Annotated in this window: 19 protein-coding genes; 10 read left to right on the top strand and 9 right to left on the bottom strand. The window is 67.6% G+C overall.

The window, feature by feature from the left end; all coding sequences use genetic code 11:
- Positions 1-14: 14 nt before the first annotated feature.
- The 5 genes from NS6_RS23450 (at position 15) to purM (ending at position 6,085) form a co-directional block, all read left to right on the top strand.
- The gene (locus NS6_RS23450) at positions 15-1,754 is read left to right on the top strand and encodes an alpha/beta hydrolase (RefSeq protein ID WP_068045384.1); all 1,740 of its coding nucleotides are present in this window, start codon (positions 15-17) and stop codon (positions 1,752-1,754) included.
- Positions 1,751-2,428, top strand: a complete 678-nt coding sequence (locus tag NS6_RS23445; RefSeq protein ID WP_068045381.1) for a CPBP family intramembrane glutamic endopeptidase — start codon at positions 1,751-1,753, stop codon at positions 2,426-2,428. The genes NS6_RS23450 and NS6_RS23445 overlap by 4 nt, the downstream gene beginning before the upstream one ends.
- Complete coding sequence (locus tag NS6_RS23440) at positions 2,425-2,919, top strand: WapI family immunity protein (protein ID WP_157112911.1); 495 nt, start codon at positions 2,425-2,427, stop codon at positions 2,917-2,919. Before NS6_RS23445 ends, NS6_RS23440 begins: the two co-directional genes overlap by 4 nt.
- A 360-nt stretch (positions 2,920-3,279) precedes the next feature.
- Positions 3,280-4,872, top strand: a complete 1,593-nt coding sequence (gene purF, locus NS6_RS23435) for an amidophosphoribosyltransferase (RefSeq protein WP_068045375.1) — start codon at positions 3,280-3,282, stop codon at positions 4,870-4,872.
- A gap of 133 nt (positions 4,873-5,005) precedes the next feature.
- Positions 5,006-6,085: a phosphoribosylformylglycinamidine cyclo-ligase gene (purM, locus tag NS6_RS23430; protein WP_068045372.1), complete on the top strand. Its 1,080-nt coding sequence runs from the start codon at positions 5,006-5,008 to the stop codon at positions 6,083-6,085.
- A 683-nt stretch (positions 6,086-6,768) separates the two neighbouring features.
- Here purM and NS6_RS23425 read toward each other — a convergent pair.
- From NS6_RS23425 to NS6_RS23410, 5 genes are all read right to left on the bottom strand, one after another.
- Positions 6,769-6,978, bottom strand: a complete 210-nt coding sequence (locus NS6_RS23425; protein WP_068045367.1) for a DUF3073 domain-containing protein — start codon at positions 6,976-6,978, stop codon at positions 6,769-6,771.
- 162 nt (positions 6,979-7,140) lie between these two features.
- Positions 7,141-8,106 carry an asparaginase gene (locus NS6_RS23420; RefSeq protein ID WP_068045365.1) on the bottom strand — a complete coding sequence of 322 codons (966 nt, stop codon included), beginning with the start codon at positions 8,104-8,106 and terminating at the stop codon, positions 7,141-7,143.
- Positions 8,103-8,279: a hypothetical protein gene (locus tag NS6_RS34910; RefSeq protein WP_157112910.1), complete on the bottom strand. Its 177-nt coding sequence runs from the start codon at positions 8,277-8,279 to the stop codon at positions 8,103-8,105. The genes NS6_RS23420 and NS6_RS34910 overlap by 4 nt, the downstream gene beginning before the upstream one ends.
- A 40-nt stretch (positions 8,280-8,319) precedes the next feature.
- Positions 8,320-9,435 (bottom strand): CAF17-like 4Fe-4S cluster assembly/insertion protein YgfZ, encoded by a 1,116-nt coding sequence (gene ygfZ / locus NS6_RS23415; protein WP_068045362.1) that lies wholly within the window; start codon positions 9,433-9,435, stop codon positions 8,320-8,322.
- Between the two features lie 46 nt (positions 9,436-9,481).
- Positions 9,482-9,901 (bottom strand): sterol carrier family protein, encoded by a 420-nt coding sequence (locus tag NS6_RS23410; protein ID WP_068045359.1) that lies wholly within the window; start codon positions 9,899-9,901, stop codon positions 9,482-9,484.
- Between the two features lie 152 nt (positions 9,902-10,053).
- Here NS6_RS23410 and NS6_RS23405 point away from each other — a divergent pair, with 152 nt between their 5' ends.
- The 5 genes from NS6_RS23405 to cydC all read left to right on the top strand — a co-directional run bounded on the left by NS6_RS23405 (position 10,054) and on the right by cydC (position 17,387).
- Positions 10,054-10,974 carry an aminodeoxychorismate lyase gene (locus NS6_RS23405; RefSeq protein ID WP_068045405.1) on the top strand — a complete coding sequence of 307 codons (921 nt, stop codon included), beginning with the start codon at positions 10,054-10,056 and terminating at the stop codon, positions 10,972-10,974.
- A gap of 135 nt (positions 10,975-11,109) precedes the next feature.
- Positions 11,110-12,579 carry a cytochrome ubiquinol oxidase subunit I gene (locus NS6_RS23400; RefSeq protein WP_068045357.1) on the top strand — a complete coding sequence of 490 codons (1,470 nt, stop codon included), beginning with the start codon at positions 11,110-11,112 and terminating at the stop codon, positions 12,577-12,579.
- A gap of 9 nt (positions 12,580-12,588) precedes the next feature.
- Positions 12,589-13,623, top strand: coding sequence for a cytochrome d ubiquinol oxidase subunit II (gene cydB, locus NS6_RS23395; protein WP_068045354.1), 1,035 nt, complete (start codon positions 12,589-12,591; stop codon positions 13,621-13,623).
- Positions 13,624-13,629: 6 nt separating this feature from the next.
- Positions 13,630-15,453: a thiol reductant ABC exporter subunit CydD gene (gene cydD, locus NS6_RS23390; RefSeq protein WP_068045352.1), complete on the top strand. Its 1,824-nt coding sequence runs from the start codon at positions 13,630-13,632 to the stop codon at positions 15,451-15,453.
- Between the two features lie 74 nt (positions 15,454-15,527).
- On the top strand, positions 15,528-17,387 hold the full coding sequence (gene cydC / locus NS6_RS23385; protein WP_068045349.1) for a thiol reductant ABC exporter subunit CydC: 1,860 nt from the start codon (positions 15,528-15,530) through the stop codon (positions 17,385-17,387).
- Between the two features lie 296 nt (positions 17,388-17,683).
- Here the strand turns inward: cydC and NS6_RS23380 are convergent, their stop codons facing one another.
- The 4 genes from NS6_RS23380 to NS6_RS23365 form a co-directional block, all read right to left on the bottom strand.
- Positions 17,684-18,427 carry a heme-binding beta-barrel domain-containing protein gene (locus tag NS6_RS23380; protein ID WP_068045346.1) on the bottom strand — a complete coding sequence of 248 codons (744 nt, stop codon included), beginning with the start codon at positions 18,425-18,427 and terminating at the stop codon, positions 17,684-17,686.
- 384 nt (positions 18,428-18,811) lie between these two features.
- Positions 18,812-19,117 (bottom strand): DUF1416 domain-containing protein, encoded by a 306-nt coding sequence (locus NS6_RS23375; protein WP_068045343.1) that lies wholly within the window; start codon positions 19,115-19,117, stop codon positions 18,812-18,814.
- Positions 19,118-19,122: 5 nt separating this feature from the next.
- Positions 19,123-19,956: a sulfurtransferase gene (locus NS6_RS23370; RefSeq protein ID WP_068045340.1), complete on the bottom strand. Its 834-nt coding sequence runs from the start codon at positions 19,954-19,956 to the stop codon at positions 19,123-19,125.
- A 28-nt stretch (positions 19,957-19,984) separates the two neighbouring features.
- Positions 19,985-20,485, bottom strand: coding sequence for a DUF4395 domain-containing protein (locus tag NS6_RS23365; protein WP_068045337.1), 501 nt, complete (start codon positions 20,483-20,485; stop codon positions 19,985-19,987).
- Positions 20,486-20,850: the final 365 nt, after the last annotated feature.

Raw genomic sequence — 20,850 nt, 5'->3', positions numbered from 1 at the left:
GCCATACTGGATAGGTGCTGGAGACCGCGGACACAGTGACCCGATTGCGGTCGCGCTGTATCGCGGTGATCGAGCGCACCGAGCGGATCGTCGACCTGAACTATGTGGGTCTGGTGGTCGCGACGGTGTTCTTCGCGCTGTCGGTGACTCCGTCGCTGCTGCCGCGCGACTGGATGTTCCAGGGCCTGATCAGTGGGATCAACGCGGCCATCGGCTACGGCGTGGGGTGTCTGCTGGAATGGCTGTTCCGGCTGTGGATCCGGCTCCGGCTCACCCGGATTCCCGCCCCGCCCCGCTGGACTCGGTACGCGCTGAAATCCGCGGTACTGCTCAGTGCCGCGCTGGGCGCGGCGTACATGCTCGTGCAGTCCGCGCACTGGCAGCGCGAAATCGCGGCATTGATGGGGATGGAAGGCACCACGACCCCGGCGTATCTGCGGACCGGCGGGTTGAGCCTGGCCATCGGCATCCTCGTCGTCGCCGGGTACCGCACCGTGCGCGAGCTCATCCTGTTTTTCGCCCGGCAGTTGAGCCGCTGGGTGCGGATACCGCGGGAACTGGCGCCCTCGGCCGGGGCGCTGGTACTGGTCCTGCTGGTGGTGACCTTGTTCAACGGTGTGGCCACCCGCGCTTTCTTCGCCGTCGCCAATTCCGCGTTCAGCGTCCGTAACGACACCACCTCCGAGTATGCGAGCCGGCCCGGGCTGCCGGAACGGTCCGGCAGCCCGGATTCGCTGGCGGCGTGGAATACCCTCGGCTTCGAGGGCCGCTGGTTCGTTTCGCACGGCCCGAGCGCGGAACGGATCTCCTGGGTCACGGGGCAACCGGCCCGCGAACCGATCCGGGCCTATATCGGACTCGAATCCGTCGCCGATACCGGGCAGACCCAGGCCGAGCTCGCCGTCGCGGAACTGGAACGCACCGGCGCCTTCGATCGCGAGGCACTGGTGGTGGTCACCACCACTGGTACAGGCTGGGTCAATTCCATGGCAGCCAACGCGATCGAGTACATGTACGGCGGCGATACCGCGATCGTGGCCACCCAGTACTCGTACCTGCCCAGCGCACTGTCCTTCCTGGCCGACCGCGGCAAGGTCGCCGCCGCGGGCCGGGAACTATTCGACGCGGTGTACGAACGGACCCGCCTCCGTGCCCCCGAAGACCGGCCGAAACTACTGGTGTACGGGGAAAGTCTCGGTTCACAGGGATCCGAAGCGGCGTTCGACGGTCTCGCCGATCTGCGCGAAAAGGTCGACGGTGCGCTGTGGGTCGGCCCGCCCAATTCCAACCGGTTGTGGCAGCAATTCGCCAGCCGCCGCGACCCGGGCTCCCCGGAGACGCTGCCGGTGTACGCCGACGGGCTGGTGATCCGGTTCGGTGCCGACGCTGCCGATCTCGGCCGCCCCGGCCCGGAATGGCGGGCCCCGCGGATCGCCTATCTGCAACACGCGTCCGACCCGATCGTCTGGTGGTCACCGGATCTCGTCTTCAGCCGGCCGGACTGGCTGTCCGAGCCACGCGGCGTAGATGTCTCGCCGCGGATGCGCTGGATCCCGCTGGTCACGTTCTGGCAGGTCTCCGCGGATCTCACGAACGCCCAGGGCGTCCGGGACGGGCACGGACACCGGTACGGGAGCCTCGTCATGGACGCCTGGGCCGCGGTCACCCGCCCGCCGGGCTGGAACCCCGAACTGGCCGAACGGGTCAGACTCGAAATCGAGGCATACGAGGCCTACGAACGCGAGGTGAAATGAGAATCCGGGTCATCGCCGCACTGGCCGCGCCGCTGCTCTGGAACAACTGGCTGCTGCCGCGGCTCGCGCTGGATCGCGGCGGCCGCACCGCCGCCGGCGCTCTCGCGGCGACCGGATACGCAATCGCGTTGCGCGGCCGCCCGAACTGGTTCTCCGCACGCGGAGCCGGTGTCGGGATCGGCTGCGCCGCGCTGGTCGCGGCCGGGTACACGGTCGCGTCCGCGATACCGGCCCTGCGTCGTTCGCTGTCCGGGGCGGGAGATCGTGCGGCGGACGTGAGCACAGTGGAGTGGGTCGCGGTGCATATCCCGCTCGGCACCGTCTACACCGAGGAACTGATCTTCCGCGCCACCCTGGACCCGCTGCTGGACAAAGAATTCGGGACACGCGCCGGAATCGCCCTCGGCGGCGCGGCCTTCGGACTGTGGCATATCCGACCCGCCCTCGCCGCAGGGGACAGCGTGCTCGGCACGGTGGTCTTCACCGGCGCCGCCGGATCGGTGTTCGGCACGCTGCGCCGGTGGACGGGCAGCGCCACCGCGCCCGCGTTATTGCATTGGGCGGTGAATGCAGGCGGGGCTGTGCTCGCGCGGCTGAACCCCGGCCGCACCGGTCCGGTGCCGGTGGCTTCCGGTAGGCGCGGACGTCGTGAAAGTGACACACTTCGCCCGTGAGGTTGATCGACAGCGACGGATACGGTGTGGAACTCACTGTTGCCGGATATCAGTTTCCGGACCATATCGATCCGCGAATCAGGTACAGCTGGCTGGTAATCGCCGGTACCGCGAATTCCCCTGAGGGGAACTGGTCCTTCCGCTGGCAGGCACTGACGCTCGACGATGCGGTCGAACTGGCCGAATGGCTACGCCGTATCGCTGCCGGAGCCGCACCCGGCGGCGACTCGCCACCCGAGCCCGCGCGGCTCGGGTTCACCGAACCGAACCTGAGCTTCACCGCCACGGCTGCGGCCGGTGCGGTGGAATTGCGGATCGGGCTGGACCTCGAATTCTCCCCGCCCTGGAACCGGCGTGTAGCGGCCGGTGAACCCACCGTGGTCACGGCGCGGCTCGGAGCGGCGGAGCTTACGACCGCGGCCGAGGATCTCGGTGCCGAAGTGGGCATTTTTCTGCCCCCCGGCGGCCGTCTGCTGGGCCGCGTCCGCTGACGCACGGCTCGAGGTTGCGTCGAAGATGCTGCGGCAGGTGATATCGCCCACGTTGCGCCGGGCCCGCCAGGAGGTTTATGTGCAGCGGTCCTGATGTTGGCAGCCGCTGGGCCGCCCCGGCACGTGCCGAGGCACGGAACACGTGGTCGCATCGCGCCGTTCGTGCAGGTGAAAGGCAGGTTAACTGGGTGGTTCGGTTTGCCGGCTCACGGTTGCCGACGCGCGCGACGGAGTTGCTGTGATCGCGATTCGATCAGTCCGACCGCGCTTGCTGCCGAGGTGCTGATCCCCTGCCGCTCGCGGGGAGTGCACCCGTAGAATGTGGATTGCCCCCACACCCGCCCGAACAGGGAGCGCACGGTGACCCTCGCCGACCGATCGGCCCTCAGCAATCCCACCGCAACCGACGAGACGGAGAACCCGCCTCGTGAGGAATGCGGAGTCTTCGGAGTCTGGGCTCCGGGGGAGGACGTGGCCAAACTCACCTATTACGGCCTGTATGCGTTGCAGCACCGCGGTCAGGAGGCGGCGGGTATCGCGGTCTCCGACGGTTCGCAGGTACTGGTTTTCAAAGACCTCGGCCTGGTGAGCCAGGTCTTCGACGAGCAAACCCTCGCCGCCATGCCCGGTCATGTAGCCATCGGCCACTGCCGGTACTCGACCACCGGTGCCACCACCTGGGAGAACGCGCAGCCGATCTTCCGGACCACCGCCGTCGGCTCCGGACTCGCGCTCGGCCACAACGGCAACTTGGTCAATACCGCCGAATTGGCCGACCGGGCGCGTGACCTCGGCCTGGTCGGCGGCCCCAGTCGCCCCGGTGCCGTCTCGGCAACCTCCGACTCCGATGTGATGACAGCGCTGCTGGCCCATGCCGCCGCCGATTCGAGTATCGAACAGGCCGCCATGGAACTGCTGCCCACTGTGCGCGGCGCGTTCTGTCTGACCTTCATGGACGAGCACACTCTCTACGCCGCCCGCGATCCGCACGGGGTGCGCCCGCTGGTGCTCGGCCGGCTGGACCGGGGCTGGGTGGTCGCCAGCGAGACCGCCGCCCTCGATATCGTGGGCGCCTCCTTCGTCCGTGAGATCGAGCCCGGGGAACTGCTGGCCATCGACGCCGACGGCGTGCGGTCGCTGCGTTTCGCCAACCCCGAGCCCAAGGGGTGCGTATTCGAATACGTCTACCTGGCCCGCCCGGACAGCACCATCGCCGGCCGCTCCGTCCACGCGACGCGGGTCGATATCGGGCGCCGCCTCGCCGGGGAACATCCCATCGACGCCGACCTGGTGATTCCCGTCCCGGAATCCGGTACACCGGCCGCGGTGGGCTACGCCCAGGGCTCCGGTGTCCCCTACGGGCAGGGGCTGATGAAGAACGCCTATGTCGGCCGCACCTTCATCCAGCCCAGCCAGACCATCCGGCAGCTCGGAATCCGGCTGAAACTCAACCCCTTGCGTGAGGTCATCCGGGGTAAGCGGCTGATCGTGGTGGACGATTCCATTGTCCGCGGCAACACCCAGCGTGCCCTGATCCGGATGCTGCGCGAAGCGGGCGCCCTCGAAATCCATGTCCGGATCGCTTCACCGCCGGTGAAGTGGCCGTGTTTCTACGGAATCGATTTCGCTTCCCGCGCGGAACTCGTCGCCAACAACGCCGGAACCGACCGCGATGTCCCCGGTGTACCCGCCGACCCGGCGGCGTTGCACGAAATGGTCGAGGGCGTACGCCGGTCCATCGGTGCCGATACCCTGGGCTACATCTCGCTCGACGGCATGATCGCCGCCACCGAACAGCCCAGCTCCCGGCTGTGTGCGGCATGCTTCGACGGCAACTATCCGATTCCGTTGCCTACCGAAGCATCCATCGGTAAGAACCTCCTGGAATTCGGCGGCCGCTCCCCGAGCTTGCTCACCGAGAACGCCAACGCCAGCGCCCTGAGCCGGCCGTAACACGGCGCCGCCTCCGGCGGCGCGGGGTTCGGCCCGCAAGCAAACCTAGGGGTAGCACCGCGCGCGCCGGAGCCGCGCCATAGACTCAGACCAGGCAATTATCCGCGGATTCGGTTTGGAGCTTCCCCCGACAATGACTGAGCAGAACGCTACCGGTGCCGGTGCCTCCTATGCCGAAGCAGGCGTGGATATCGAGGCCGGTGACCGGGCCGTCGAGTTGTTCGCACCGCTGGCACGTAGGGCCACCCGCCCCGAGGTGCAGGGCGGGCTCGGTGGGTTCGCCGGGCTGTTCGCGCTGAAGAAGAACTATCGGGAGCCCCTGCTCGCGTCCTCCACCGACGGTGTCGGCACCAAGATCGCGGTCGCGCAGGCCATGGATAAACACGACACCCTGGGCCTGGATCTGGTGGCGATGGTCGTCGACGATCTGGTGGTATGCGGTGCCGAACCGTTGTTCCTTCAGGATTACATCGCGGTCGGCAAGGTCGTGCCGGAGCGGGTCGCCGAACTGGTCTCCGGTATCGCCGAGGGGTGTGTGCGCGCCGGGTGCGCGCTGCTGGGCGGGGAAACCGCCGAACATCCCGGGATGATGGGCGCCCAGGATTACGACCTGTCGGCCACCGGTGTCGGCGTGGTGGAGGCCGATGAGCTGCTCGGCCCGGACCGGGTGCGCCCAGGCGATGTGGTGATTGCGATGGGATCGTCCGGTCTGCACTCCAACGGCTACAGCCTGGCACGCAAGGTGCTGCTGGAGATCGACCGTATGTCGTTGAGCGGGCATGTGGAGGAGTTCGGCCGAACTCTCGGCGAGGAACTGCTGGAACCGACCCGGATCTACGCCAAGGACTGCCTGGCGCTGATCGCCGAGACCGATGTCCGCACATTCGCGCATATCACCGGTGGTGGTCTGGCGGCCAACCTGGCGCGGGTGCTACCGGCCGGTCTGATGGCCGAACTGGATCGCGGATCGTGGAGCCCGGCACCGGTATTCAAGATGATTGCGCAACGGGGCCGGGTAGACCGCGCCGAGATGGAGAAGACGTTCAACATGGGCGTCGGAATGGTGGCCGTGGTGGCCCCCGAGGACGTCGACCGGGCGCTGGCCGTACTCACTGCACGCCATATCGAATGCTGGACACTGGGCACGGTGAAGAAGGCCAAGGACGCCGATGCGCCGCGTACGGCCCTCCTGGGCGACCATCCCCGTTTCTGAACCGAATCGATTGCGCCTGCCGGAGACTTCGAGTCGGCTGTGCAGGTTGCTACCTTGCCGACCCGTGGTCGGCTCGGAGGTGCGCGGCGCGCCTTGGTCGGCCTGCCTTGGTGGAGGCGGCCGGGGTGCGGTGGCGGTGCGGCTCCGGCTCTGCCATCGAGACCGGAGACTCGGCCGGTAGCCGTGTGGACGAGCTGGACCGGTGACGCAGGCCGGCCGAACCGAGGTGTGATTCGCCGACCGAGCCGACGTCGTATATCCGGGGCCTTTGCGGGCCGGGCCATTTCGAAGCCGCGGGTCTACGGTCGGGTGGACCCGGGGTGTCCGGACTGGGTTGCCCGGGAAACCGTCGGACATAGAGCGGTATCAGCCGTACCGCTCGGTGGACATGTGCGCCGGGTGGGCGCTGGCGTCCGAACACGGTAAGGCTATCGATGTGTGAGACGAAGCGATTCTTCGCCTGCGAGCCATCAGATGAACGATGTAGAGCGTGAGCAGGCGGCCTGTTGTACGGGCCGCCTGCTCACGTTGTTCCGATCCGGCGCTGCCGCCAGGTACCTGTTCGGGCCGACTCGCCGGTTCACGTCATCCACCGCCCGGAAACCCGGCGGGGAACGGCGCGAACCGGCGTCAACAGCCAAGGGGGGAGGCCCATCGGCCTCCCCCCCGAACGGTTTACCTGATCAGCGGCGCCAGTCGTTGTAGTTGTCGTCCTCGTCCCATTTGGACAAGGAGCCGTCCGCGTCGTGCTCATCCGACAGGACTCCGCCACCGCGGGCATTGTCACTACCGGAAAGCTCGCGCTGAAGGCTGGAGAAGTCGGTCGTAGGCGAGCTGTACTTAAGCTCACGAGCGACCTTGGTCTGCTTTGCCTTAGCCCGGCCACGGCCCATGGCTGACCCCCTCGCGTCACAGCGGGGCGGCCTGGGGATTGGTGGCGGCCCCGTTCGAATTAATATCTTCCTGACAGACACTTTAGCGCGTGTCCGGCGGTTGCGCCTCCATGAGTCGGCTATCCGGTGTATCGACCGCCCGGTTTGCCGATGTTTCGCTGCTCAGCCGCTAGTCGGAATCGCCTCGGGTATGGCACGTATCACACCCACGCGGTTGTTCCCGCCGAGTACCGGGGGCGCGGCGAGCTCGGCCAGTTCCGCCGACCACGTCACCCCCATGCGCTGCAGAATTGCCATGGTCAGTGGGATTCTCGCCCGGTCGGCGCCGTCATCGATCTTGTAGGCGAAGGCGCTGCCATCCGGCAACGCGCCCGCGTGCACACCGTCGGCGCCGATCTTGCACAGCAGTCCCGGCACCGCGCGCATGGCCAGTAAGTCGGGTCCGTTGGTGCCCGAAATCACCCACGGCCGGTCGCGTAGGGCATCCGCGATCCGGTGTTCGGGCGTATCGGGAGCCGAGGTAGCCAGTGCTGCGAAGGCGCGTGCGAGGTTGACGAGCGCGACCGGGACGATGGGCAGGCCGCACCCGTCGATCCCGAGATCGGTTTCCGGTTCGCCGGTCACCGCGATCACCTGCCCCGTGACCGCGTGCTGCAGGGGATGGCCGGGATCGGTGTAGCCGGCGGTCGGCCACCCGTTCAGCACACAGGTCGCCAGCATGGCGGCATGTTTGCCGGAGCAGTTCATGAACCGCTTCGCCGGGCCTGCACCGCGATGGATCACTTCGGCGCGGGCCTTTTCGTCCATCGGCAGATCGGGCGGGCAGGCCAGATCGTCGTCGGCGAAGCCGTAGCGGTCCAGGAGTCGTTCGACCAGCCGGATATGTTGCGCCTCGCCGGTGTGCGAGGCGACGGCGATGGCGAGCTCGTCCTCGTCGACCGGGTCGAAGCCGAGTTTCAGCAAGGTGAGGGCCTGCAGCGGTTTGTTGGTGGACCGCGGATAAATCGGCACGTGCACCGAGCCGGTCTCGAACCTCGGTTCACCATCCGGGCCGACGATCACCACCGAACCGCGGTGCACACATTCGCGGAACCCGGAGCGCACCACTTCTACCAGGTCGACGCTCATGCGTTGTCCTCCGAAAGTGCTCGGCCGCCGCGTTCCGGCGGGATCCGCACCGCCGACGGGCGTCGTCCGTTCATGCGGTCGCCGACAGCGCCTTCGGCGAGTACCCGGAAGTAGCAACCGGTGTTCGCCCGCTCGGTGAAGCGGCGCACCCGGCCGGTGTGCCCAACCCGCATCCGTACTCCTCTCGGATTGTCGTGCTCGATATGCGGCGGGTCAGCGCCCGCGGAGCCGTTCGATGGCCTGGCGGCCGGGCTGGGGGCTGTCGTCGGTGACGACCGAATCGGGGTCGATGGCCGCGGCGGTATCGCCCACGGTGAGCTGGGTATCGACCGGGATATTCCGTTTGATCAGCGCGAGGGCGATGGGGCCGAGTTCGTAGTGGTCGAGCACCGTGCCGAGCACACCGACCGCCCGGCCGCCCGCGGTGATCGGGTCACCGGGGGCGGGGCGCTCGTCGGCGGAGCCGTCGAGATGCAGCAGGACCAGCCGCCGCGGTGGTTTACCGAGGTTGTGAACGCGGGCCACGGTTTCCTGGCCGCGGTAGCAGCCTTTGTCGAGGTGCACGGCACCGTACTCGTCGGGCGCGCCGATCCAGTTCACCTCGTGCGGGATGGTGCGGTCGTCGGTGTCGACGCCGATCCTGGGACGGGCGGCGGCGACCCGCAGCGCCTCGTAGGCCCAGGAACCGGCCGGCTGCGCACCGGCGGCGGTGAGTTCGGTCCAGCGCGACATCAGCTGATCCCGGGGGACCACGAGATCGAACGAATCCGCGGTGGGCCACGGCATCCGGCGCAGGAAACCACCACCCGGCAGCGGCAGCGCCTCATACGTCTCCGGTAACCGGTCCACGCCCAGGGCAGCCGTCGCGGTGTGCGCCAGCGGGCCGAGCAGACTCAGCACCGCGTAATCCGGCTCCTCCTGCGGTTTGGCATCGGCCCAGAAAACCATTTTGGTGAGGAAGTCCAGCAGCGCCCGGCCGCGTTCGGCCTCGGTATCGATCCACACCGTGCCGGCGAGTTCGGTGAGGACGAAATGATGCTGCACCCGGCCGTTGAGGTCCAGGTCGAGAGTTTCCGCGCTGCGCCCGTCGGCCAAGTCGGCGATGTGCTGGCTGGTGACGGTGTGCAGCCAGGTCAGCCGCTCGGCACCCGTTATGGAGAAGACGAAACGGTGCGACCGGTCCACGATTGCGAGACGCTCGTTCGCGGCACGCTGCTCGCCCAGTGGATCGCCGTAATGCCAGGGAACGGGAGCGTCCTGGGAACCGGGCACAGCGGCTACGGCTCCCGGTACAGCGAGGACAGGGCTGGGTGCGGCGACCACGGACACGGTTCCACTCTAGGAGCTCACCGCCCCTGCGCGCACGGCCGGGGTGTCAACCAGCGGTTTCGGGTCGGTCCCGGTCCGGATACACCGGTACCAGTGGCAGCCGGCGCGCGATTTCCGGGGCGCGGCCACCGGAAGCGTCGACCCTGCCCGCGGCCACGGCCGCCGGGAAATCCAGGAGTCCGGTCGCCAGCAACAGCCACGTGCGCGGATCGGTTTCCACGATGTTGGGCGGGTTGCCGCGTGTATGCCGCGGACCTTCCACGCATTGGACCGCGACGAACGGCGGAACCCGGACCTCCACCGAATGTCCCGGTGCCGCGGCGGCCAGTGCGCGAGCGGTGCCGCGGACCGCGGCGGCCAATTCGGTCCGCGTAGGGGCCGGTGCGTTTTCGTCGAGTAACCATGCGCGCACCGCGGTCACCGCCGAACGCACCTCGGTCGCGTCGATCTCCGTCCGTCGAGCCATGATCAGACTTTAACGAGCGAGAAAATCTCGTCCGAAACGCCGGATCGCCACATACAGAAGTGGCGTGCTCGAGACATCGGGCGGCAAGTATTACCAGTACTGTCGATGTTTGCGCCCCTCATGTGGCCCATTGTTGGCCTACGCTCATGCGCATGGTGGATCGAGTACTTGTAACACTCGACGGTGAGGTCCGTGACGCGGACCAGCCGTTGTTGTATGCCGATGATCTCGGCACGTTGCGCGGCGACGGAATTTTCGAGACGGCGCTGGTTCGCGGTGGCACGGTATGCGCGCTCGATTTTCATCTGGCCAGATTGCGTCGTTCCGCGCAGGCACTCGATCTACCCGAACCCGACCTCGCGCGCTGGCGGGAAGCGATGGAGACCGCGGCCAAGGAATGGGGCGCCGAGACGGAGGGGGTTATGCGTCTGGTGCTGACCCGCGGGCGGGAGAGCGCGCTGGGTGGCCCCAAATCGGCGGTGCGCTCGGGGGAACTGTCCGAGGCTGTCCCGGTTCCGACGACCTACGTCATGGTCATGGCGGTGCCGGAACGGGTGGAGACGGCCAGATCCGAGGGCGTCGCGGTAGTGACCCTGACCCGCGGTATCTCGATCGATCTCGCGCAGGCCGCCCCTTGGCAGCTGCTCGGCGCGAAAACTCTTTCCTACGCGACCAATATGGCTGCGCTGCGGTTCGCCGCCCGGATGGGCGCCGACGATGTCATCTTCACCAGTACGGAGCACAGGGTCCTGGAAGGGCCGCGTTCGACCGTGATGATCGTGCGGGACAAGCAGCTGATCACCCCGCCGGCGAAGCACGGGGTGCTGCCGGGGATAACCCAGCGGGCGCTGTACGCGGAAGCGGAGCGCAATGGTTACGACTGCCGCTACGAGCCACTGTTCAGCGCCGACCTGTTCGACTGCGACAGCATCTGGATGCTCAGCAGTGTGGCGCTGGCGGCGCGGGTCAACTCGCTGGACGGGGTGCGGCTGTCGGCGCCGGAATCGGCGACCGAGATCGTCGCGATGGTGGATCGGGGGATCGACCGGGCCGGGACGATCGCAGACTGGTGAGCGGTGGACCCCGGAACACCGGCCTGATGTGATTGTTACGGAATCGTCGGTCATTCGGTGTCGGTGGACACATTGATTCGGCCGCGTCGACGCGTAATCTCGTACTACGACACGTCGTAGTAACAGGAGGTTCGTGTGGATGCCCTGGATGTCTCGCGATGGCAGTTCGGCATCACGACCGTCTACCACTTCTTGTTCGTTCCCCTGACGATCGGTCTGGCACCTTTGGTCGCCGGAATGCAGACCGCCTGGGTGATCACCGGTAAAGACCACTGGTACCGGCTGACCAAATTCTTCGGGAAACTGTTCCTGATCAACTTCGCGCTCGGGGTCGCCACCGGGATCGTGCAGGAATTCCAGTTCGGGATGAACTGGAGCGAATACTCCCGCTTCGTCGGGGACGTATTCGGGGCACCCCTGGCCCTCGAGGGGCTGGTGGCATTCTTCATGGAATCCACTTTCATCGGGCTGTGGATATTCGGCTGGTCCCGGCTACCGAAACTTGTGCATCTGGCCACCATCTGGATGGTGGCGATCGGCGTCAACGCCTCCGCGTATTTCATCATCGCCGCCAACTCGTTCATGCAGCATCCCGTCGGCGCCCGATACAACCCGGAAACCGGCCGTGCGGAGCTGACCAGCATCGTCGAACTGCTCACCAACAACACCGCACTGGCCGCGTTCCCGCATGTGGTCGCGGGATCGTTCCTCACTGCCGCTACCTTCGTGGCCGGGATCGCCGGCTGGTGGATGGTGCGTCACGCACGCAGCGGGGACGAGGGCAAACTGGCCGAGGCACGCGCCATGTGGCGTCCGGCAGCCCGGGTTTCGCTGCTGATCGCGGTGATCTCGGGGGCTGCCCTGGTCTACACCGGCGACGTCCAGGGCAAGCTGATGTTCGACCAGCAGCCCATGAAGATGGCGTCGGCAGAATCGTTGTGCCATACCGCCCTCGACCCGAAATTCTCGATCCTCACCGTCGGCACCCACAACAACTGCGACAGCGTCACCCACGTGCTCGAGGTGCCCTACGTCCTGCCCTGGCTGGCCGAAGGGGCCTTCTCCGGGGTGGAACTCGAGGGGGTCGTCGACCTACAGCAGGCCTACAACGAGAAATTCGGCCCCGGCGACTACCGGCCCAACCTGTTCGTCACCTACTGGTCGTTCCGCGCCATGATCGGTCTCGCCGCCGGTTCGGCTCTGCTGGTGTTCGCGGGCTTCTGGATGACCCGCCGCGGCCGCGTGCCCGATAAACGCTGGTACTCGTGGTTGAGCCTGCTCGCTATTCCGACCCCGTTCCTGGCCAATTCGGCGGGGTGGGTGTTCACCGAGATGGGCCGGCAACCTTGGGTGGTGGTGCCCAACCCGACCGGTGACCAGGATCTGCGGCTCATGGTCCAGGACGGGGTATCCGATCACGCGACCGTCACGGTGTGGATCTCGCTGATCACCTTCACCGTGGTCTACGGGCTACTTGCCGTCGTGTGGTTCTACCTGATGCGCCGCTATGTACGGGAAGGTCCGGAACGGCCGCCCGAGGCCGCGCCGGACGGCACGTCCGCTTCGGAAAAACCTGCCACCGAGCCGCTTTCGTTCGCCTACTAGGAGCCGGGGATGGAACTGCAGGAATTCTGGTTCGTACTGATCGGGGTGCTCTTCACCGGGTACTTCGTATTGGAGGGTTTCGATTTCGGGGTCGGGATGCTCATGCCGATACTCGGTAAAGGGTCCGATACCCGGCGACGGGTGGTGCTCAACACGATCGGACCGGTCTGGGATGGCAACGAGGTCTGGCTGATCACCGCCGGCGGCGCCTTGTTCGCGGCGTTCCCGGAGTGGTACGCGAGTATGTTCTCCGGTTTCTACTTCCCGCTGCTGCTGTTGCTGGTGGCGTTGATCCTGCGGATCTGTGCGATCGAATACCGCGGCAAGATCGACGATCCACGCTGGCGGGCGCGTTGCGACCTCGGCATCGGTATCGGTTCCTGGGTACCCGCGCTGGCATGGGGCTGGGTTTTCGCCAATATCGTGCGCGGCGTGCCGCTGGATGCCGACAAACAATTCACCAGCGCGGTCTCGGGCCTGTTCAGCCCGTACGCGCTGCTGGGCGCACTCACCACCGGATTGCTGTTCGCGCTGCACGGGGCGGTATTCCTGGCGCTCAAAACCGCGGGTGAAGTGCGTACCGACGCGGTGCGCACCGCCCGGCTGCTCCTGGTGCCCACGGCCGCGGTGGTCGGCGGCTTCGGTATCTGGACCCAGCTCGCCTACGGGGCCGACTGGACGTGGATCCTGCTGGCGCTCGCGGTATTCGGGTTGCTCGGCGGAGCCGCGGCCCTGTTCGCCGGCCGTGACGGCTGGGCATTCACCGGTACCGCGCTCACCGTTCTCGCCGCCTCCGCGCTGCTGTTCGGCGCGCTGTTCCCGGATGTCCTGCCCTCCACCATCGACCCCGCGTACAACCTCACAGTCGACAACGCCTCGTCCACCCCGTACACGTTGAAGGTGATGAGCTGGGCGGCGCTGGCCGTCACACCGGTGGTCCTCGTATACCAAGCCTGGACGTACTGGGTGTTCCGTAAACGCATCAGTGTCGAGCACATCCCGGCCGGAATCGGACTTTCCCCGCGTGTTGCAAACAAGGAGTGACCTCTGATGGCCCGCCCGCCCGTGGACCCGCGCCTGTGGCGATACGCACGCTCGGCCCGGAGCTATCTGGTGCTCAGTGTCGGTCTGTCGGTGCTTACCACGGTCGCCATCGTGACCGCCGCGGTCCTGCTGGGGCGGGTGCTGGCCGGCGTCATCACCGATCCGGGACAGCGGACGGTGGCCGCCTGGCATACCGAGCTGGTGCTGCTGGCGGTGGCGGTCGCGGTCCGGGCGCTGGCAGCCTGGTGGCAGGCGCGGATCGCGCACCGGGCCGGAGCCCGGGTCGTCGCCGAGCTGGAGCAGTCGGTGCTCGCCGCCGGTGCCGGACTACCGCCCCGCGAACTGGAAATGCGCCGCACGGAACTCGCCGTGGTGGTGAGCAGCGGGCTCAGCGGACTGCGGCCCTACCTCACCGGATACGTTCCCGCCCTGTTGCTGGCGGTGCTGGTACCGCCGGTGGTGCTGGTGGTGATCGCCGCGCATGACCTCACCTCGGCCGCCATCGTGGTCATCACCCTGCCGCTGATCCCGATCTTCATGGTGCTCATCGGCCTGCTCACCGAGGGCCGCGCCCGCGCCACCCTGGATGCCACCACCCGGCTGTCCGATCAACTGCTCGACCTGTTCGCCGGGATGCCCACCCTGCGCGCCCTCGGCCGCGAGACCGGCATCGCCACCGAAACCCCCGGTCGCACGATGAGCCGTCAGGTCCGGGAACTGGGCGAATCGTTGCACCGGCGCACCATGGGCGCGTTGCGGATCGCGTTTCTCTCCTCGATGGTGCTCGAACTGCTGGCTACCCTGTCGGTGGCGCTGGTCGCCGTGGCGATCGGAATGCGGTTGGTGGACGGCGATATGAGCCTGTATGCCGGGGTGGTCGCGCTGGTTCTCGCGCCGGAGGTGTATCTGCCGCTGCGCACCGTGGGGGAGCGATTTCATGCCGCACAGGACGGAATGGCGGCTGCCGAAAAAGCTTTCGCGATCCTCGATCCGGTACGTGCGGACGGTGAGAATCGCTCGGCCGCCGCATCCCCCGGGCCGGGAGTTCGTGGTGACGAGGGCCTGGCGATGCGTGGTCGCGGTGCGCGTGCGGCGGTGATCGGTATCGAGGAACACGGGGTGCCGGCCGGTGGCGGGGACGGCGTGATCGAACTACGTGGTCTCACCGTCGAATCCCGCGATGGTGCCGCACCCGACGGCTTGTGCGCACACCTGCGCCCAGGTGCCGTCACCGCGCTCACCGGACCGAACGGCAGCGGTAAATCGACCGTGTTGCAGGCGATCCTGGGGCTCGTCGAACCCACTCACGGTGCGGTATTCGCCGATGGTGTGGATATTCGGGAGCTTCCCACAGAGCAGTGGTGGCAGCGGCTGGCGTGGCTCCCGCAGCGGCCGGTACTGGTGCCGGGCACACTGCGCGAGAATCTCGAACTGCTGGGCGCCACCGTGTCCGGTTCACCTCGCCGCGGCGCCGCGCGGGTGCTCAGCGAACTCGATGCCGCATGCGCCGCAACGGGGTTCGACGCCGTACTCGAAGCGCTGCCCGCCGGATGGGATACGGTCGTCGGCTCCGGGGGTGTCGGGCTCTCGCTGGGGCAACGCCAGCGCCTGGCCCTGACCCGGGTACTCGCGGCGGGACGTCCGATCGTGCTGCTGGACGAACCGACCGCCCACCTGGACCCCGGCAGTGAAGCCGCGGTCGCGGCAGCGCTGACCACGCTCGCCCGCACCGGAGTCACCGTCGTGGTGGTCGCCCACCGTCACGCACTGCTGGCTGCCGCGGACGAAATCGTCACGGTCCCGTCGACCGCTCAGCGAGTGGCCCGATGAGCGATCGACCCTCGCGCAGCCGGCGACCGCGCTCCACCGGAAAGGCGGGGCGCCCGCAGCGCCGCTGGGCCCGGATGCGGTTGCTGCTGCGCGATACCCGCCAGATGTGGGAGCTGTTGGAAATCCCTCGATGGCGGCTGGCTGTCGCGGTCACGTGGGGCGTTCTGGCCCTGGGCAGTGGTCTCGGCCTGGCCGCGCTGGCCGCCTGGCTCATCGCCCGGGCCTGGCAGATGCCGCCGGTACTGGACCTCACCGTCGCGGTGGTCGCGGTCCGGGCGCTCGGTATCTCGCGGGGACTGTGCCGCTACCTCGAGCGGCTCGCCACCCACGATGTTGCGCTGCGTTCTATGACCGCGGCCCGCACCTCGGTGTACCGGGCGCTCGCGCAAGCACCGCTGTGGCTGACCCGCCGTTCGGATACCGGTGTACCCGAGGGCACCGGGAACCCCGCCGCGGCAGGCGCCCGCGGAAAGCGCGCGCCCACCACGCCGGGAATGCCCGGGGGCCTGCGGCGCGGCGATGTGCTGGTCCGGGTAGGCACCGATATCGACGATCTCGGTGCCGTGGTGGTCCGCACCTTCGTGCCGATGGCAGTGGCACTGGTGTTATCGGTGGCCGCGGTCACGCTGCTGGCTTTCATCTCGCCGGCGGCCGCAGTCGTCCTGGCCGGTGCGCTGGTCTTTTCCGGTGTCGTCGCGCCGTGGCTGTCGGCGCGAGCCGCGGCCGGAGCCGAACGGGCGGCGCGGGCCGACCGCTCGGAATTCACCGCCCACGCCCTCACGGTTCTCGACCACGCCGCCGAATTGCGGGTCGCCGGGAAACTGAGTACCGCACTCGCGACCGCCGCCGCGGCCGAGGACCGGGTTCTGACGGCCGAAGACCGTGCGGCCGCCCGTACCGCGTGGGCGGCCGCCGCGACCCCGCTGGCGACCGGGGTCAGTGTGCTCGCGGCCCTCCTGATCGGTATCGCCCTCTACGGCCCGGACGGCGGTGCCCCGGGGGCCATGACACCGATGGCGCTGACCGTGCTGGTTTTGCTGCCGCTGTCGTCCTTCGAGGCGACCGGTGCCCTGCCGGCCGCGGCTGCCGCCCTCACTGTGGCGCGGGCGGCGCTGCACCGGCTGCGCGCGGTCACGCCCGACCAAAGCCCCGAACCGGTCGAACCGCAACCGTACGGACTCGCTGCCGCGGCCGGAGCGCCCGCCGATACCCGCAAACGGTTCGGTACGGGCGGCAACCCGCATCCCTTCCCGTACGCCGACAGCCGCGCCGACGGTGTGGTGATCGGCTGGGTCGGCGACGGTCAATGGCAGATACCGCAACGCCCGCAGGCCGCACGGGTGGCGGTCGTAGGTCCCAGCGGATCGGGAAAAACGACCCTGCTGATGGCTTGGGCCGGACTTTTCGACCATCCGGACGAAGAGGTGCGTTTCTTCGCCGAGGATGCACACCTGTTCGGCACCAGCGTGCTGGAGAACCTGCGGGTCGCCCGCGGCGACCTGGATACCGAAGCGGCCGAACGGGCGTTGCGCACGGTCGGGCTGGGGGAGTGGCTGGCCGGCCTGCCGGACGGCGTGCACACCGTCCTCCCCGGAGGGGCCGCCGCAGTATCGGGCGGGCAGCGCCGGCGGATTCTGCTCGCCCGCGCACTGGTCTCGCCCGCCCGTGTTCTCCTCCTCGACGAGCCCACCGAACATATGGATGCAACCGCCGGAGCCCAGTTGCTACGCGATCTGCTCGACACCGGCAGCGGGTTGGTCGCACCGAACCGTGGTGTGGTGGTCGTCACACATCAACTACCGGCCGGGCACCACGCCGAACTGGTGCTCACCGTGGACGAGTCCGGCCAGGTCCGGGCGCCTTTTCCGGACGGCGACGGGACGCATTACGCCATCGAAGAAATTCCGTTGCCGACCCCGGCCGTCCGCAGCTAGGTTCGTGAGTACACAAGGAAGGAGGTGATCCGACGAATGGAAATTCAAAGGACTCGTGAGGTGGCTGTCAGCTGAGCGCTGAAGCCGGCTGTGCACGGATTTCGTTCACCCCGATGCGCTGAGCGAATTCCAGGCAGCCACCCGGCCCCCGAGCTCCCGGTCTGTCCGATCGGGATCGGTCGCGAATCCACCGGTACTCACCGTGGGAAACGTGCCGATACGGCTCGGGGGTTGTTCCATGTCCGGACCACTGTATGGCCCCGTCCACCAGCCGCGGTCGGTGAACCGGGTGGAGTTCAGCCGATAAAGCGCTGCAGGCGTGCCGAGAGCCTGGGCTCCAGCGGCCCATCGGCCACCACCCGTTCCTCCACGTACGCCAGATCGCCGCCCTCCACGATCCCGTACAGTCGCTTGGCGCCACCCACCACCGCGCCGGTCTGGCTACGGATCACCACATCGGTGGCAAGCTCCCAGGACGACTGCGTGAGCGCGGTGCCGTAGAAGAGTTCGACAATGCCCGTGCTGTGCGTGAGCAGCAGCTCCAGCACCTCGTCGTTCCCATCGACGCCGACCCGCCAGAATCCACTCTCCCGCAGATCCGGGCCACCGTAGCTGCCGTCGGATTCGAGGAACCAGGACCGCGAATCCCAGCTCAGATAGTCCCCACCGTCATGGGAGACCACGATCTGCTGCCCGAAGCGGTAATCGCCGCGCTGGGGATTGTGGCCCTCACCCTCACCGCGCCACACGCCGACCATCGGCAACAGCGCCAGCATGGCCGGATTCAGGTCCGGGCCGAGTCGCAGATTGGCCGTATCGTCGGGCAGCGGAAGATCCGGGAGAACCGGGATATTGCGTCCGGCGGTCGCCTTGGCGCGCTCGGCCGCATCGGCCACCGCCCGGTCGCCGCTCAGCGACGACTGATCGTCGGCCGACCGGCCGTCACCGTTGCGAACGGACGGCTCGGCCGCCGGGTCTCCGTTGCTGGTATCGCTCGCTCGCTCGGCCGGATCGGGACCCTCGCTCGCGAGACCACTCATGATTCGGTGAACAGCCGGTAGAAGACGTACAGGCCGAACCATCCGATGAGGACCGATACGGCGATCAGCAGAATCTCGAAGAAGAGGACCACCGTGTCAGTTTATGCGGCGCCTGCGGCGCCGCGGGGTTCGGCCCCCCTTGGTCCCTGCTGTCAGCACTCGATACTCGCGGCTCGGCCACATCGTCTCGAGCACTGACAGCAGGGACGGGCCGAAACCTTGCTCGGCGTGTCACCGCCCGAGAATTCGGGCACGGAAGTGCCGGCGCCGATGCCGCTCCCAGGGGGCCGGACGCGTAGCTCGACCGAGTGAATCAGGGCCCGCACGCGGACCGGCCCGGGACCGGCTCGTATGAGGCGGTCCCGGGCCGGTCCGTTCCAGCTGTTACTTCGAGACGGTGACGTCCACGTTGTGGATACCGGGGCCTTCGGGCTTCAGCTCGGAGGTGCCGTTACCCGCGGACGACAATGCCCGCAGGGTCCAGGAGCCGGGGGCCGCGAAGAAACGGAAATCGCCGGTTCCGGAGGCGACGACCTCGGCGGTGAAATCAGCGTTGCCGTCGAGCAGGCGTACGAAGGCGCCCGCTACGGGCTCGCCGTCGGTGCCGAGAACGCGGCCGGTGATGACCGTTTCCTTCTCCACATCGACACCTGCCGGAATTGCCTGACCTTGGGTGGGTGCTGCGCACATGGTGGTTACTCTCCCAACTCGATCGGTGCGCCGACCAGCGAACCGTATTCGGTCCAGCTGCCGTCGTAGTTCTTGACGTTCTGGTGTCCGAGCAGCTCCTGCAGCACGAACCAGGTGTGCGAGGAACGCTCGCCGATACGGCAGTAGGCGATGGTTTCCTTGTTGCCGTCCAGCCCGGCCTCGCTGTAGAGCTCGGCGAGGTCGTTATCCGATTTGAAGGTGCCGTCTTCGTTCGCGGCCTTGCTCCACGGCACGCTGATCGCGCCCGGGATGTGGCCGGGACGCTGGCTCTGCTCCTGCGGCAGGTGCGCAGGCGCCAGGATCTTGCCGGAGAACTCGTCGGGGGAGCGCACGTCGACCAGGTTCTTGGTGCCGATGGCGGCAATGACCTCGTCGCGGAACGCGCGGATCGAGGAGTCCGGTTCGGCGGCCTTGTACTGGGTGGCCGGACGGGAAACCTCGTCACGGGAGAGCGGGCGCCCGTCGAGCTCCCACTTCTTGCGGCCGCCGTCGAGCAGTTTGACGTTGTTGTGACCGTACAGCTTGAAGTACCAGTACGCGTACGCGGCGAACCAGTTGTTGTTGCCGCCGTAGAGCACGACCTCGTCATCGTTGGCGATCCCGCGTTCCGAGAGCAGCGCGGAGAACTGCTCCTGGTTCACGAAGTCACGACGAACCTGATCCTGCAGGTCGGTCTTCCAATCGAGCCGGACGGCGCCCTCGATGTGCCCGCCCTCGTAGGCGGAGGTGTCCTCATCGACCTCGACGAAGACGACGCCGGGGGTCTTGAGATTCTCTTCGGCCCAGTCGACGGAGACCAGGACATCGGAGCGAGCCATTTGTTTCCTTTCAGTGGTGACTAGCGATTCAGTTCGGTGCGGGGGATTCGGACAGGGAACGCGGGACCAGCCGGGTGGCCAGCGGGTAGATTTTGCAGCCGAGGCAGATACCGAACGCGGCATTCAGGAAGGCCGCGAACAGGGCGAACCCGGCGAACAACGGGCCCACCACGGAGTCGCCGAGCACGAAACCCAGCAAGCTCACGGCGGCGAACACGAAACCGAGGAGTTGGGCGAACCGCAACGGCGCGGCCGGCTCGGTCTCGGTGACCGGTCCCAGGCGTGGCGCGACGAGACGAGCGTAGAGCAGGCCGTATGGGTGCCGGCGGGGTCCCAGTGCCGCGCCCGATGCGAAAACGACGGCCTGGATCGCGATCAATATCGCGGCGGCCGGTGGGGCGACGGCGGCCAGCAGCAACACTACGACCAGGACGCCCGTGGTGATCCAGGCGACGAAGCGGGGACCACGGATATCGACCGGCCCGGCGGCTGACCCCGGGACGCTTACCGAGGTGGTGATACGGGACATGAAAGAAACTCCTGCGCTCGAACTGTTCGGCGGAATTCGGCCGGTTCGCCGGGGATGAATCACTCGCGCGGACGAACCGTGGTCGGCGTCAGGAAAAGAGCCGACCGCTCAGCGGCACAGGCAGCAACAACCACCGAGGCGGCACAGATCGACTGTGCGGCGACGGGTGAGCATCAGCTCTCGGTGGGATTGCACGTGATGCAGTCTACCCAATCCCGGCGAGGATCCAATGGGTAGGGGGCAATCCCCTGGTCACGCCCCTCGTATCAACCACCCGCGTCAACCACCCGCGCCCCCGGATCGGCCCCGCTCCCAAGCCGGCACCGAGCGGACCCCGCCTTGCTTCTCCCGCTCGATGGTGGGTG

It is taken from the genome of Nocardia speluncae NBRC 108251 (assembly GCF_001613245.1).
Lineage (GTDB): Bacteria > Actinomycetota > Actinomycetes > Mycobacteriales > Mycobacteriaceae > Nocardia > Nocardia speluncae.
Note: the sequence above shows the minus strand (reverse complement) of the source record. Positions and strands in the feature narration are given on the sequence as shown.

Bases quoted from the DNA above. Each gene is read 5' to 3' on its own strand.
- NS6_RS23445 (WP_068045381.1), top strand. From the start codon at position 1,751: ATGAGAATCCGGGTCATCGCCGCACTGGCCGCGCCGCTGCTCTGGAAC.
- purM (WP_068045372.1), top strand. From the start codon at position 5,006: ATGACTGAGCAGAACGCTACCGGTGCCGGTGCCTCCTATGCCGAAGCA.
- NS6_RS23425 (WP_068045367.1), bottom strand. From the start codon at position 6,978: ATGGGCCGTGGCCGGGCTAAGGCAAAGCAGACCAAGGTCGCTCGTGAG.
- NS6_RS23420 (WP_068045365.1), bottom strand. From the start codon at position 8,106: ATGAGCGTCGACCTGGTAGAAGTGGTGCGCTCCGGGTTCCGCGAATGT.
- NS6_RS34910 (WP_157112910.1), bottom strand. From the start codon at position 8,279: ATGCGGGTTGGGCACACCGGCCGGGTGCGCCGCTTCACCGAGCGGGCG.
- NS6_RS23410 (WP_068045359.1), bottom strand. From the start codon at position 9,901: ATGGCTCGACGGACGGAGATCGACGCGACCGAGGTGCGTTCGGCGGTG.
- NS6_RS23405 (WP_068045405.1), top strand. From the start codon at position 10,054: ATGGTGGATCGAGTACTTGTAACACTCGACGGTGAGGTCCGTGACGCG.
- cydB (WP_068045354.1), top strand. From the start codon at position 12,589: ATGGAACTGCAGGAATTCTGGTTCGTACTGATCGGGGTGCTCTTCACC.
- cydD (WP_068045352.1), top strand. From the start codon at position 13,630: ATGGCCCGCCCGCCCGTGGACCCGCGCCTGTGGCGATACGCACGCTCG.
- cydC (WP_068045349.1), top strand. From the start codon at position 15,528: ATGCGGTTGCTGCTGCGCGATACCCGCCAGATGTGGGAGCTGTTGGAA.
- NS6_RS23380 (WP_068045346.1), bottom strand. From the start codon at position 18,427: ATGAGTGGTCTCGCGAGCGAGGGTCCCGATCCGGCCGAGCGAGCGAGC.
- NS6_RS23375 (WP_068045343.1), bottom strand. From the start codon at position 19,117: ATGTGCGCAGCACCCACCCAAGGTCAGGCAATTCCGGCAGGTGTCGAT.
- NS6_RS23370 (WP_068045340.1), bottom strand. From the start codon at position 19,956: ATGGCTCGCTCCGATGTCCTGGTCTCCGTCGACTGGGCCGAAGAGAAT.
- NS6_RS23365 (WP_068045337.1), bottom strand. From the start codon at position 20,485: ATGTCCCGTATCACCACCTCGGTAAGCGTCCCGGGGTCAGCCGCCGGG.